The 12,129-nt window shown below is 63.7% G+C and carries 13 protein-coding genes; 10 read left to right on the top strand and 3 right to left on the bottom strand.

Annotated elements, in window-relative coordinates; translation table 11 throughout:
• Nucleotides 1-193 precede the first annotated feature (193 nt).
• The 5 genes from cobF to J3O30_RS28925 all read left to right on the top strand — a co-directional run bounded on the left by cobF (nucleotide 194) and on the right by J3O30_RS28925 (nucleotide 4,536).
• On the top strand, nucleotides 194-958 hold the full coding sequence (gene cobF / locus J3O30_RS28945) for a precorrin-6A synthase (deacetylating) (RefSeq protein ID WP_207585419.1): 765 nt from the start codon (nucleotides 194-196) through the stop codon (nucleotides 956-958).
• A gap of 71 nt (nucleotides 959-1,029) precedes the next feature.
• Nucleotides 1,030-2,412 (top strand): precorrin-3B synthase, encoded by a 1,383-nt coding sequence (gene cobG / locus J3O30_RS28940; protein ID WP_207585418.1) that lies wholly within the window; start codon nucleotides 1,030-1,032, stop codon nucleotides 2,410-2,412.
• A gap of 2 nt (nucleotides 2,413-2,414) precedes the next feature.
• Nucleotides 2,415-3,047 carry a precorrin-8X methylmutase gene (locus J3O30_RS28935; RefSeq protein ID WP_207585417.1) on the top strand — a complete coding sequence of 211 codons (633 nt, stop codon included), beginning with the start codon at nucleotides 2,415-2,417 and terminating at the stop codon, nucleotides 3,045-3,047.
• Nucleotides 3,044-3,775, top strand: a complete 732-nt coding sequence (locus J3O30_RS28930; RefSeq protein WP_207585416.1) for a precorrin-2 C(20)-methyltransferase — start codon at nucleotides 3,044-3,046, stop codon at nucleotides 3,773-3,775. The genes J3O30_RS28935 and J3O30_RS28930 overlap by 4 nt, the downstream gene beginning before the upstream one ends.
• Nucleotides 3,772-4,536 (top strand): precorrin-3B C(17)-methyltransferase, encoded by a 765-nt coding sequence (locus J3O30_RS28925; protein ID WP_207585415.1) that lies wholly within the window; start codon nucleotides 3,772-3,774, stop codon nucleotides 4,534-4,536. Before J3O30_RS28930 ends, J3O30_RS28925 begins: the two co-directional genes overlap by 4 nt.
• Here J3O30_RS28925 and J3O30_RS28920 read toward each other — a convergent pair.
• Nucleotides 4,500-5,270 (bottom strand): cobalt-precorrin-6A reductase, encoded by a 771-nt coding sequence (locus J3O30_RS28920; protein WP_207585414.1) that lies wholly within the window; start codon nucleotides 5,268-5,270, stop codon nucleotides 4,500-4,502. The genes J3O30_RS28925 and J3O30_RS28920 overlap by 37 nt on opposite strands.
• Here J3O30_RS28920 and cbiE point away from each other — a divergent pair.
• Nucleotides 5,269-6,501 (top strand): precorrin-6y C5,15-methyltransferase (decarboxylating) subunit CbiE, encoded by a 1,233-nt coding sequence (gene cbiE / locus J3O30_RS28915; RefSeq protein ID WP_207585413.1) that lies wholly within the window; start codon nucleotides 5,269-5,271, stop codon nucleotides 6,499-6,501. The two genes, J3O30_RS28920 and cbiE, sit on opposite strands and share 2 nt — an antisense overlap.
• A gap of 4 nt (nucleotides 6,502-6,505) precedes the next feature.
• Complete coding sequence (gene cobM / locus J3O30_RS28910) at nucleotides 6,506-7,264, top strand: precorrin-4 C(11)-methyltransferase (RefSeq protein WP_207585412.1); 759 nt, start codon at nucleotides 6,506-6,508, stop codon at nucleotides 7,262-7,264.
• Between the two features lie 31 nt (nucleotides 7,265-7,295).
• On the opposite strand, the gene J3O30_RS28905 is transcribed toward cobM, so the two are convergent.
• The gene (locus J3O30_RS28905) at nucleotides 7,296-8,129 is read right to left on the bottom strand and encodes a TIM barrel protein (RefSeq protein WP_207585411.1); all 834 of its coding nucleotides are present in this window, start codon (nucleotides 8,127-8,129) and stop codon (nucleotides 7,296-7,298) included.
• 161 nt (nucleotides 8,130-8,290) lie between these two features.
• Nucleotides 8,291-9,319 (bottom strand): LacI family DNA-binding transcriptional regulator, encoded by a 1,029-nt coding sequence (locus J3O30_RS28900; RefSeq protein ID WP_207585410.1) that lies wholly within the window; start codon nucleotides 9,317-9,319, stop codon nucleotides 8,291-8,293.
• Between the two features lie 133 nt (nucleotides 9,320-9,452).
• Here J3O30_RS28900 and J3O30_RS28895 point away from each other — a divergent pair, with 133 nt between their 5' ends.
• Genes J3O30_RS28895 through J3O30_RS28885 form a run of 3 tightly spaced genes read left to right on the top strand, consistent with a single transcriptional unit; the run spans nucleotide 9,453 to nucleotide 12,115 of the window.
• On the top strand, nucleotides 9,453-10,541 hold the full coding sequence (locus J3O30_RS28895; RefSeq protein WP_207585409.1) for a fatty acid desaturase family protein: 1,089 nt from the start codon (nucleotides 9,453-9,455) through the stop codon (nucleotides 10,539-10,541).
• Nucleotides 10,542-10,562: 21 nt separating this feature from the next.
• The gene (locus tag J3O30_RS28890; RefSeq protein WP_207585408.1) at nucleotides 10,563-10,877 is read left to right on the top strand and encodes a MocE family 2Fe-2S type ferredoxin; all 315 of its coding nucleotides are present in this window, start codon (nucleotides 10,563-10,565) and stop codon (nucleotides 10,875-10,877) included.
• A gap of 11 nt (nucleotides 10,878-10,888) precedes the next feature.
• Nucleotides 10,889-12,115: an FAD-dependent oxidoreductase gene (locus J3O30_RS28885; RefSeq protein WP_207585407.1), complete on the top strand. Its 1,227-nt coding sequence runs from the start codon at nucleotides 10,889-10,891 to the stop codon at nucleotides 12,113-12,115.
• Nucleotides 12,116-12,129 lie beyond the last annotated feature (14 nt).

Raw genomic sequence — 12,129 nt, 5'->3', positions numbered from 1 at the left:
TCCTTTTCGATGCGCTTTTTCGTCAACATAGCGTCAAAAAGCGTATTGAAGGTGACACGATTCGCAATTTGCGGCAACAATAGGGGCGGAGAAGCCGTTTCGGCCCGGTTGGCCGCGGCCAACTCTCTGCCATCGCCCTTGCGGAGCACCGGCTTTTTCGGCAAGACCGCCGGGACTCATGGGGACTATCGGCTTGAAGCACATCCATATCATCGGCATCGGCACAGGCAATCCGGAGCACGTCACCATACAGGCGATCAACGCGATGAACGCCGCCGATGTGGTCTTCTTGCCGGTCAAAGGGACTGGCAAGGAAGAGCTTGCCGAGATCCGCCGCGAGATCTGCGAACGATATATCACGCGGCCAGACACCAGGATTTGCGAATTCGCGGTGCCGCAGAGGCAGACGGCAGACAGAACCTATCCGCAAAGCGTCGATGCCTGGCACGGTGAGATCGCCCGCATCTATAGGGAGCTGATCTCCGGCCTGCCGGAAGACGGCGGCGGCGCTTTTCTCGTCTGGGGTGATCCCAGCCTCTACGACAGCACGATCCGCATCATCGAACGCGTGCGGCAGGAAACCGGTCTGGATTTCGATTACGGCGTTATTCCCGGCATCACCAGCATTCAGGCCTTGGCGGCCAGCCACAAAATTCCGGTCAACCTTGTCGGCAAGCCGATCGAGATCACCACTGGGCGCAGGCTGGCGCATGACGGGCTTTTGACCGACAGCACGATCGTCATGCTCGACGGCGAACAGGCTTTTGCAAAGATCGACGAAGCCGACGCCGAAATCTTCTGGGGCGCCTATCTCGGCACCAAGGACGAGATCGTCAGATCGGGACGGCTTGGGGATATCGCCACGGAGATTCTGGCGCTCCGCGCCGAGGCCAGGCAAAGGCACGGCTGGATCATGGATATCTATCTGCTGCGCAAAGGACGGGATTTCGAGGAATAGCTGGCCGGACCTTTTCCACATGTTTTGCCGGGCCGGCTGCGATCATGTAAGAAATGGTCAGAGGATCAGGAATGAGCATTGAGGCCGAAACGGCGATCGACAGAACAGGTAAAGCGGATCTGCACGGCCGCCCGGCGGTGGCGATGCGCAGGCGCGGCGCCTGCCCCGCCCTGGCAGCGCCTATGCCGACCGGCGACGGCCTGCTGGTGCGGCTGCGGCCGGCCGGCGGCGCGCTGACGTTGGCGCAATTCGCCGGACTTGCTCGCTCGGCCGCGGCACATGGAAACGGCATCCTCGAGATCACCGCGCGCGGCAATCTGCAGATCCGCGGACTGCTGGCCGAGACCGTCGGACAGCTTGCTGCCGATATCGATGCCGCCGGGATCACCGTGCCGGACGGGCCGGCGATCGAGATCTCGCCGCTGCATGGTATCGACCCGGAAGAGAAAAACGACCCGGCAGCAATGGAAATGGCCTTGCGCAGCACGCTCCACGATCTCATCACCTCGCCGCGGCTCGCGCCGAAGCTGTCGATCGTCGTCGACGGCGGCGGAGCCTTCGGGCTGTCGGCACTTTCCGCCGATATCCGCATCGTCGCGCAATCCGACGCAGATTGGCTTGTCGCGATCAATGGCGATGGTGAGACAGCAATGCCGGTGGCAATCGGTCCAGCCGAGACGGCGGTATCAGCCGTCGGCGAGGTTCTGAGCGTGCTGGCAGCCCTCGGGCAGGGCAGGCGGGCAAGGGATATCGACCCGGCGCTTCTGCGGGCGCGTTTTCCGGCTATGGATAACATCCGCTTCATTCCGTCGCGGGCGGCAAGCATACCGTTTCCGGGCCCGCATCGGCTTGCGGACGGCAAAATCGTGCTCGGCGTCCGGCCGGAATTCGGACAGATGCGAGCGTCGGATCTGATCGCTCTGCTCGATCTCGCCGACGCCCATGGTGCAACGGCCATCCGGCTGACGCCCGGTCGCGGTTTCTTTTTCATCGGCCTGCCGGCAGATACAGTGCCGGCTATGCAGATCGCCGCAGCCGGCCGTGGTTTCAGCGCGCAGCCCGGCGACAACAGCGAGCACATCGCCGCCTGCGCCGGGGCCGGCGCCTGCGGCTCCGCCTTCTACGAGACCAGAAGTCTGGCGCGCCGCATCCTTGCCGCAGCACCGGGCCTTTTCGACGGTTCGCTGATGCTGCATCTGTCCGGCTGTGCCAAGGGTTGCGCTCATGCGCGGCCGGCGCTGACCCTGACGGGTTCGGCGGCAGGTTACGACCTGATCCTCAACGGGTTGGCGGCGGATCGGCCGGACGAACGGATCGCTGGCGGTCGGATCGATTTCGCTATAGAGAGGCTCGCCCGGTCCATCGAAGACAACAGAGGCGCTGGCGAATCGGCTGCTGCCTGCCTTACACGGCTTGGCGCAACCGGTGTTTCGAAGGCGCTGCGACAGGAATAGGAATGCTAGACTACGATTATATCCGCAGCGGCGACGCGATCTACGAGCGTTCCTTTGCGATCATCCGCGCCGAAGCCGATCTTTCGCGCTTCACCGAAGATCAGGCCGAAATTGCCGTGCGCATGATCCATGCCTGCGGGCTGGTCGAGGCGGCCGAACATTTCCTGTTCTCCGCCGATCTCGTCAGTGCCGCGCGCGACGCGCTGAAGGGCGGGGCGCCAATCTTCTGCGACGCGGAAATGGTATCCCAGGGCGTGACCCGGGCGCGGTTGCCGGCGCTGAACGAGGTGATCTGCACGCTGCGCGATCCCGCCACCCCGGAACTTGCGCGCGAGACCGGCAATACGCGATCGGCCGCCGCCATGCATCTCTGGCTCGATCGGCTCGGCGGAAGCGTCGTGGCGATCGGCAATGCCCCGACCGCGCTGTTTCATCTGCTCGAACTCCTGCGCGACGGCGCTCCGAAACCCGCAGCAATTCTCGGCATGCCTGTCGGCTTTGTCGGCGCGGCGGAATCGAAGGATGCGCTGGCGGAGAATTCCTACGGCGTACCCTTTGCCATCGTGCGCGGCCGGCTCGGTGGCAGCGCCATGACGGCAGCCGCCATCAATGCATTGGCGAGGCCGGGCCTATGACCACAAGCGGCCGTCTTATCGGCGTCGGCACGGGTCCCGGCGACCCCGAGCTTCTGACCCTCAAGGCCGTACGCGCCATCGAAAGCGCTGACGTGATTGCCTATTTCGCCAAGCAGGGCAGGGGGGGCAACGGCAAGGCGATCGTCGAACCACTGCTGAAATCCGGCGTGACGCTGCTACCGCTTTACTATCCCGTCACCACCGAGATCGACAAGAACGACGAACGCTACCAGAGCCTGATCACCGAATTCTACGACCGGTCCGCCGAAGCCGTCGCCGGCCATCTCGATGCCGGGCTGACCGTCGCCGTGCTCAGCGAGGGCGATCCGCTGTTTTACGGCTCCTATATGCATCTGCATATCCGGCTTTCCCAGCGCTACCCGACCGAGGTCATCCCCGGCATCAGCGCCATGTCGGGTTGCTGGTCCCTGGCGGGCATGCCCATCGTCCAAGGTGACGATGTGCTTTCCGTACTGCCCGGTACGATGGCGGAGACCGAGCTGACGCGCCGTCTCGCCGATACGCAAGCCGCCGTCATCATGAAGGTCGGCCGCAATCTGCCGAAGATCCGCCGGGCCTTGGCGGCGGCCGGCCGGCTTGCCGAAGCCGTCTATGTCGAGCGCGGCACCATGGCGAATGCGGCGATGGAAAAGCTTGCCGACCGGACCGACGGCGACGCGCCGTATTTTTCGCTGGTGCTGGTGCCGGGCTGGGAGAAGAGCCGATGAGCGGCAGGCTTTTCGTGATCGGCACCGGCCCCGGTAATCCCGAGCAGATGACGCCGGAAGCGCTGGCCGCTGTCGAAGCGGCGACGGATTTCTTCGGTTACGGACCCTATCTCGACAGGCTGCAGCTCCGCGACGATCAGCTGCGGCATGCCTCGGACAATCGCGAGGAGCTGGGCAGGGCAGGGGCCGCACTTTCGATGGCGGCAGACGGCGCCATGGTTTGCGTCGTCTCCGGCGGCGACCCCGGCGTCTTTGCCATGGCTGCTGCCGTCTGCGAGGCGATCGAGAACGGCCCGGGAGCATGGCGGGCGGTCGATCTCACCATCCTACCCGGCATCACGGCGATGCTGGCCGTGGCGGCAAGAGCCGGGGCGCCGCTTGGCCACGACTTCTGCGCCATATCGCTGTCTGACAATCTAAAGCCTTGGAATATAATAGAAAACCGCCTTGAATTGGCAGCCAAGGCCGGTTTCGTCATCGCCCTCTATAATCCGATCAGCCGGGCGCGGCCTTGGCAGCTCGGCGAAGCCTTCAAGCTGCTGCGCGACTATCTGCCCGCAACGACGCCGGTTATTTTCGGGCGCGCGGCCGGGCGGCCGGACGAGCACATTGCCGTACAGCAGCTGTCGCAGGCCGATGCGTCGATGGCCGATATGGCGACCTGCATCATCATCGGCTCTGCCGAGACGCGGATCGTCACGCGGCCCGGCAGGCTGGACCTTGTCTATACGCCGCGTTTTATGGCGGGGGGAACGAGGTGATCGATCGTCGCCAGCGCCGCCTCGACAGTGTCGACCGTCTTGACTGTGGACGCCGAGGCGCGTGCCACCATCATTACCTCGATGCCGAGCAGGCGGGCTGCCTCAATCTTCGCATAGGTCGCGGCCCCGCCGCTGTTCTTGGCAATGATGGCGTCGATGTGGTGCTGCTTCAGCAAAGCGCTTTCGCCTTCCAGCGTGAACGGGCCGCGATCGAGGAGATAGTCGACATTCGCGAGCGCAAGCGGCCGTTCGACAGGATCAACGCTGCGGATGAGATAGAAATGCTGCGCCGCCGCCTCCGCGTGATGCGCACCCTGCCGGCCGGTCGCCAGAAAGACATGGCGGGGGGAGGGGCCGAGCGCTTCGATGGCAGCCGGGATGCTCTGCACCTCGCGCCAGCGATCGCCCGGCTGGCGTTGCCATTCGGGACGGCGCAGAGCGATTGTGGTTATGCCGCTGGTCTCGGCGGCAAAGGCGGCATTGGCGGAAATGCGCTCGGCGAAAGGATGCGTGGCGTCGATCAGCAGATCATATCCGCCGGCCTTCAGAAAATCGGCGAGCGCCGCAGCACCGCCGAAACCGCCGATGCGAACCGGAACCGGCTGCGCGGCCGGTTTTTCGGTGCGGCCGGCCAGCGACAGAAGAACATCGCAATTTCCCCGTGCCGCCAGGCTTCCGGCGAGCAGACGCGCCTCGCTGGTGCCGCCGAGGATCAGAATGCGAGGTCTTCCCATGTCTGATGTCTCTCCTCGTTGCGGCCCGCGTTGGCTGACTATTATCGGCATCGGCGAAGATGGTCTAGCAGGGCTCGGTGAAGAGGCGAGAAGCCTGATCGCGACCGCCCCTGCCGTCTTCGGTGGCGCGCGCCACCTTGCGCTTGCTGCATCGCTGATATCGGGCGAAAAGTTTTCCTGGCAGAGCCCGTTCGAGCGCTCAATCGATGCCGTCCTTCAAAGGCGTGGAACGCCGGTCGTCGTGCTTGCCTCCGGCGACCCGTTTCTCTACGGCGTCGGCGCAACGCTCTCCCGCCATGTCGCGACGGAAGAGATGCGCACCATCCCGGCGCCGTCGGCCTTCAGCCTAGCCGCGTCGCGTCTCGGCTGGCCGCTGCAGGACGTCGTGACGATTTCGCTGCATGGTAGGCCGATCAACCTGATCCGGTCGCATCTGCACCCCGGGCGGCGCATCATCGCGCTGACCTCGGACGAGGACGGGCCGGGCGATCTGGCTGCCCTGCTTGCCGCCGTGGGTTTCGGTCAGTCGCAGCTTACCGTACTCGAGGCGCTTGGCGGTGATCGGGAACGGCAGAGAAGCACCATGGCAGCCGATTTCGATCTCACCGACGTCGACCCGCTGAACGTCTGCGCACTCGAAATCGCGGCAGGAGAGGGGGCGCGCATTCTGCCTTGTGCCGCAGGAATCGAGGACGCGCTGTTCGAGCATGACGGGCAGATCACCAAACGCGAAATCCGGGCGGTGACGCTGTCGGCGCTGGCGCCGCGTCACGGCGAACTGCTCTGGGATATCGGCGCCGGCTCGGGATCGATCGGCATCGAGTGGATGCTGGCCGATCCGTCGCTGAAGGCAATCGCCATCGAACAATCGCCGGAGCGGGCCGCACGGATTGCCCGCAACGCCTCCACCTTCGGCGTACCGCATCTCGCCGTCGTCGAAGGCACGGCGCCCGATGTACTGACGGGCCTGCCGGAACCGGATGTAATCTTCCTCGGCGGCGGCGGCAGCGAGCCGGGTGTTGTCGATGCCGCGATTGCCGTGCTGAAGCCGGGAGGCCGGCTCGTTGCCAATGCGGTGACGCTGGAGATGGAAGCCGTGCTGCTTACCGAATATGCCAACCGCGGCGGCTCGCTCACACGGATCGAAATATCGCGCGCCGAGGCCATCGGCAGCATGAGCGGCTGGCGGCCGGCGATGCCGGTGACGCAGTGGCGCTGGACGAAAGGATAACGGGATGACGGTGCATTTCATCGGCGCGGGGCCGGGTGCTGCGGATCTGATCACGGTGCGTGGCCGCGACCTCATCGCTCGATGCCCGGTCTGTCTCTATGCCGGTTCGATCGTCTCGCCGGAACTGCTGCAATATTGCCCGCCGGATGCGCGTATCGTCGATACCGCGCCGATGTCACTCGACGAGATCGAGGCGGAATATCTGCGCGCCGCTGCGGCCGGACAGGACGTCGCCCGGCTGCATTCCGGCGATCTCTCGGTCTGGAGTGCGGTGGCCGAGCAGGTACGCCGGCTGCAAAAACACGGCATCGCCTATACGATGACGCCTGGTGTTCCGGCCTTTGCGGCGGCCGCCTCGGCGCTCGGGCGCGAGCTGACAATCCCATCAGTGGCTCAAAGCCTGGTGCTCACCCGCGTTTCCGGTCGCGCCTCGCCGATGCCGAACGACGAAACACTGGCGAAATTCGGCGCAACCGGAGCGACGCTGGCGATCCATCTGGCAATCCATGCGCTGAAGCAGGTGGTGGAGGAATTGACGCCGCTTTACGGTGTCGACTGCCCGGTGGCGATCGTCGTCAAGGCCTCTTGGCCGGACGAGCGCATCCTGCGCGGCAGGCTTTCCGATATCGAGGCAAAGGTTGCGGCCGAACCGATCGAGCGCACGGCGATCATCTTCGTCGGCCCTTCGCTCGCCGCGGAGGATTTTCGCGAGAGTTCGCTCTATGATCCGGCCTATCAGCGCCGGTTCAGAGGCCGGGAATAGCGGCTGCATAGTCCTGACGCCGTTGGCGGGATCAGGACGCTTTGCTCCGGTCCCAAACCCGCGCGGTCAGATAATCCATGCTGGCGCGAAGCGCGCCGGCCGGGTCCTTGACCGCATGCACTTCGGCTGCGAAGGGCTCGAAGGAGAACGGACCCTCATAACCCGCCTGCAGCAGCGCCTTGATCTGCCCGGCATTGTCGAGCCGGTCGTCGCCGTCGACGAGCACGCGATGGGAATCGCGCATATCGGCAACGGAAACGGCAGGGTCACTAACGCCGGAGATGTGCACGAGGCCGGAAAGCTCCGGGAAGGTCGCTGCTTCGCCGGCAAGGTGATGGTGGAAGGTGTCGTGGACGAGCTTGAAGGTCGATTGCGCGCCGAGCTCCTTGATCGCCTCTGCCGCCTCGCTCTTCGAGCGCAGCGAGCAGATCTCAAAGCCGAGCGGCTCAACGAGACCGATAATGCCGGCCTTATCAAGCATCGGCTTCAGCGCCGTCAGAGACTGGCGCAGATTGGCCTGCCGTTCACCGTGTGCACGGCCGGTGCCGTCGTTCTTCGGAACCAGCACGAGCGCCTTGGCGCCGCAGGCGCTGGCATAATCGATCAGTTCCTGCGCTTCCCCAGCGCGGGTTGCATTCCACTCGTTGAAACGCTGCAGGGCGTTGATCGAGATGATCGTCAGCCCATGGCGGGCGGCCGCTTGCCTGATCGCTTCGGGCCTGGTGCCGTCGAGAATGGCATTGCCGGAAAGGTCGTTGCGGATTTCGACCGAGTCGATGCCGAGCGATTTGGCCAGCGCGAAAAATTCGTCGATCGCAAGCGACGGCGCGGCCATATGGTTGAGCGCAAAGCGGATCGAAGTCATGACGGATATATCCTCCTCGTCTCCGCAGCATGAGCGGAGCAGTCCTGTGATTGGGTCGGCGAATCTCTATCGGAATTCGCGTGGCAATCCATCGGTCTTCGCCGCCGTCGGCTTTCATTTCTGAAAGAATTTCAGCCGAGATGATAGAATTCCATCATTTCTCAAATGTTCTCTGAGATATGAATATCGAAGGGCAGGAAGAACTGTCCGGGAACAGCCGTTTCGCTGTTTTCGATCGCGCTCGTCATCAGCACCATCAGCTCTTTGCAAAGCGCGGGCAGGGGCGTGCCGATCGCCATGGCGACGATATCGTCGGCAAGCCCCGCTTTGCTGTCTGGCGTCAGCTCATTGACGACGAGGACGATCTTGCCGCCGAGACTTTCTTCACGGATCGCCGAGATCGCGCCCTCCATGCCGCCGCCACAGACATAAAGGCCGACGAGATTGGGATGTTTCTGCAGCAGCGTCAGCGTCGCCTCATGCGTGATCTCGGGCGTGTCGAGGTTGATCAGCGTATCGATGACGTCGAATTCCGGTGCGTTTTCACGAAAATAGGAGCGAAAACCGATTTCCCGCAGCTCATGGCCGTGAAAGCGGTGGCTGCCGACGAAACAAGCGACCTTGCCGGGCGCTCCGGCTGTTTTGGCAATCACCCAGGCAGCGGTGCGGCCGACCTTGCGGTTGTTGACCCCGACATAGGCATTGCGTACGCCTGAGGCGAAGTCGGAGAGCAGCGAGAAGACCGGGACTCCTTTGTCCTTCAACTCCTCGATGGCGGTCGTCACCGCCGGGTAGTCGGGCGCGACGAGCGCAACGGCCTGGTTGCGGGCGCCGAGTGCCTTCAGCTTCTCGACGATCGCCGCCGGTGTCGCAGCCGAGGGAAAGTCGATCTGCGTTTGGATGCGGGCGCTGGTCACCATACGCGCTGCGGTTTCGATCTCGCGCACGAAGCTCTGGTAGAAGGACTGCGTTGGTTTCTGCAGCAGGAAAGCGAGCTTGTATTGCGGCAGATCTTCGAAGACGCGCTGCCGGATCAGGCCGACGGCGTGATAGCCGATCGACTGCGCCGCGTCATAGACCCGCCGCGCCGTTTCCTCCCGCACGCGGTGACGGGCGTTGAGAACCCGGTCGACGGTGGCGACGCTGACGCCGGAGGCGCGGGCAAGATCGGATATTGTCGGGCGGCGCATCGGCGGTCCTGATGGATTCAATCATTTATGCAAGCCACTCTTGATGGCTTTTGATAGATTGCATCAAACCTGCATTGAGTGCCTCCCAAAGTCAACCTATCCTCGCCGGCAACAGCATAACGGGAGGCGGATGATGGCGACCCAGACAAGGAAACGTGACTACGACCTGCTCGGCGAAAGCGGCCGCACCGCCGTCGAGACAGGGCTGGCAGCGGCCGAATGGTATCACACCGACGTTGCGCGCAAGGAGATGAAGGCGCTGATGCAGCGCTCCGATGCGCCGGCGATCCGTGACACGGTCATCTGGCTCGGCAGCATGGCGGTTCTTGCCGGGCTCGGCGTCTATTTCTGGGGGTCATGGGTCGCGCTGCCCTTCTTCCTCGCCTATGGCGTGCTCTACGGCTCGGCTGCCGACAGCCGCTGGCACGAATGCGGTCACGGCACCGCCTTCAAGACGCGCTGGATGAACGATGCCGTCTACCAGATCGCCTGCTTCATGATCATGCGCAATCCGGTGACCTGGCGCTGGAGCCACACGCGCCATCACACCGATACGGTCATCGTCGGCCGCGATCCCGAAATCGCCGTCATGCGGCCGCCCGATCTCTTCCGGGTCACCCTCAATTTCTTCGGCATTCTCGACGTCTGGCATGCGCTGGTCGACATGCTGCGCAATGCCTGCGGCGTCGTCAGCGCCGCGGAAAAGACCTTCATTCCCGAGATGGAGCAGCCGAAGGCGATCCGCATCGCCCGCATCTGGCTGGCGATCTATCTCGCCACGATCGCAGCTGCGATCGCCATGGGTTCGATCCTGCCGTTGATGCTGATCGGCCTGCCGCGCCTTTACGGCGCCTGGCACCATGTGCTGACCGGCCTGCTGCAGCATGGCGGCCTTGCGGACAACGTCATCGACCATCGGCTGAACAGCCGCACGGTCTATATGAACCCGATAAGCCGCTTCATCTACTGGAACATGAACTACCATGTCGAACATCACATGTTTCCGATGGTGCCCTATCACGCGCTGCCCCAACTGCACGCGATGATCAAGCATGACCTGCCGGCGCCGAACCCGTCGATCTGGTCTGGCTACCGCGAGATGATCCCGGCCTTCCTGCGCCAGCTGCGCAATGAGGATTATTTCCTGAAGCGCGAACTGCCGACGACCGCACGGCCCTATCGCGAGGAATTCCACAACGAGCTGGCCCCGGCCGCGCAATAGTCACGATTAAGGGAGGACATAATGAGCGGAAATTGGATCGAGGTCTGCGGCAAGGACGAGATCGACGAAGAGGATGTCATCCGATTCGATCATGGCGGGCGCACCTTTGCGGTCTATCGCAGCCCGGACGACGAATTCTTCGCGACCGACGGGCTTTGCACGCATGAACATATTCACCTCGCCGACGGCTTGGTGATGGACGAGATCATCGAATGCCCGAAACATAATGGCCGCTTCAACTACAAGACGGGCGAAGCCAAGGGCGCACCGGTCTGCGTCAATCTCAAGACCTATCCGGTCAAGATCGAAGACGGTGCCGTCTTCATCTCGCTCTGAGGGAGGCCGGCGTGGCTCATTTCGTCATCCTGGGAGCCGGCGAATGCGGTGCGCGCGCTGCCTTTGCCTTGCGGGAAAAAGATTTTGACGGCGAGATAACGCTGGTCGGCGCCGAACCCCTCCATCCCTATGAACGGCCGCCGCTTTCGAAGGCGGGTTCTGCCGATGCCACCGATCCGAAATTCATCGCCGCGGTGGAAAAATACGCGGAGAACGGCATCGGGCTGCTAACCGGCCTGGAGGCGAGGGATCTCGACACGGCATCCAAGAGCGTGACGCTTTCGGACGGGATGACGCTCTCCTACGACAAGCTTCTGCTGGCGACCGGCGCAGCCGCGCGTTCGTTCCCCGGCGCGCCGGAGGGTAGCCCGCATTTTCGCTCGCTGCGAACCCATCATGATGCGGCGGCGCTGCGTGATGTCATGAAGCCTGGACGGCATATCGCCATCATCGGCGGCGGATTCATCGGGCTGGAACTTGCGGCGACGGCGCGGCTGCTCGGTGCCGACGTCACCGTCATCGAGGGGCTGGAACGTGTGCTGAAGCGCGGCGTGCCGGAGGAGATCGCCCATCTCATCACCGAGCGCCACCGCGCCGAGGGCGTCGATATCCGCTGCGGCGTCTCGATCGCGGCGCTGACCGACGAAGGCGGAAAAGCCGTGATCAGATTGTCGAGCGGCGACGTGATCGAAGCCGACCTCGCCCTTGTCGGCATCGGCGCGCGGCCGAATGTGGAGATCGCCGAAAAGGCAGGGCTCACGATCGAAAACGGCATTGCCGTCGACACCTACCTCCAGACATCGGCCCCTGACGTCTTTGCGGCCGGTGACTGCTGCTCCTTTCCGCTGTCGATCTATGGCGGCCGGCGGGTGCGGCTTGAATCCTGGCGCAATGCCCAGGAGCAGGGCACATTGGCAGCGGCCAACATGCTCGGGCTCAATGATGCCGTTTCATCGGTGCCGTGGTTCTGGTCGGACCAATATGACATGACGCTGCAGATATCAGGCCTTGCCGAAGGGGCTGCCACGCATCAGCGCCGCGAGCTCGGGGCAGGCGCCTTCATTCTCTTCCATCTCGACGCCGACGGACGATTGATCGCCGCAAGCGGCATCGGGCCCGGCAATGCGGTGGCGCGGGACATCCGCCTCGCCGAAATGCTGATCGCGGCGCGCGCTCATCCGGACCCGGCGGCACTTGCAGCCAGCGACATCAAACTGAAATCCCTCTTGGCCGCATGAGCCTCCCGATATTT

Origin of the sequence: Rhizobium sp. NZLR1, assembly GCF_017357385.1 — a bacterium.
Classification (GTDB): Bacteria; Pseudomonadota; Alphaproteobacteria; order Rhizobiales; family Rhizobiaceae; genus Rhizobium.
Note: the sequence above shows the minus strand (reverse complement) of the source record. Positions and strands in the feature narration are given on the sequence as shown.

What these genes read in the sequence shown, in the direction of transcription:
- J3O30_RS28905 (WP_207585411.1), bottom strand. Translation starts at nt 8,129, where the DNA reads ATGACTTCGATCCGCTTTGCGCTCAACCATATGGCCGCGCCGTCGCTT.
- J3O30_RS28890 (WP_207585408.1), top strand. Translation starts at nt 10,563, where the DNA reads ATGAGCGGAAATTGGATCGAGGTCTGCGGCAAGGACGAGATCGACGAA.
- J3O30_RS28920 (WP_207585414.1), bottom strand. Translation starts at nt 5,270, where the DNA reads ATGGGAAGACCTCGCATTCTGATCCTCGGCGGCACCAGCGAGGCGCGT.
- J3O30_RS28925 (WP_207585415.1), top strand. Translation starts at nt 3,772, where the DNA reads ATGAGCGGCAGGCTTTTCGTGATCGGCACCGGCCCCGGTAATCCCGAG.
- J3O30_RS28930 (WP_207585416.1), top strand. Translation starts at nt 3,044, where the DNA reads ATGACCACAAGCGGCCGTCTTATCGGCGTCGGCACGGGTCCCGGCGAC.
- J3O30_RS28900 (WP_207585410.1), bottom strand. Translation starts at nt 9,319, where the DNA reads ATGCGCCGCCCGACAATATCCGATCTTGCCCGCGCCTCCGGCGTCAGC.
- J3O30_RS28935 (WP_207585417.1), top strand. Translation starts at nt 2,415, where the DNA reads ATGCTAGACTACGATTATATCCGCAGCGGCGACGCGATCTACGAGCGT.
- cbiE (WP_207585413.1), top strand. Translation starts at nt 5,269, where the DNA reads ATGTCTGATGTCTCTCCTCGTTGCGGCCCGCGTTGGCTGACTATTATC.
- cobG (WP_207585418.1), top strand. Translation starts at nt 1,030, where the DNA reads ATGAGCATTGAGGCCGAAACGGCGATCGACAGAACAGGTAAAGCGGAT.
- cobM (WP_207585412.1), top strand. Translation starts at nt 6,506, where the DNA reads ATGACGGTGCATTTCATCGGCGCGGGGCCGGGTGCTGCGGATCTGATC.
- J3O30_RS28895 (WP_207585409.1), top strand. Translation starts at nt 9,453, where the DNA reads ATGGCGACCCAGACAAGGAAACGTGACTACGACCTGCTCGGCGAAAGC.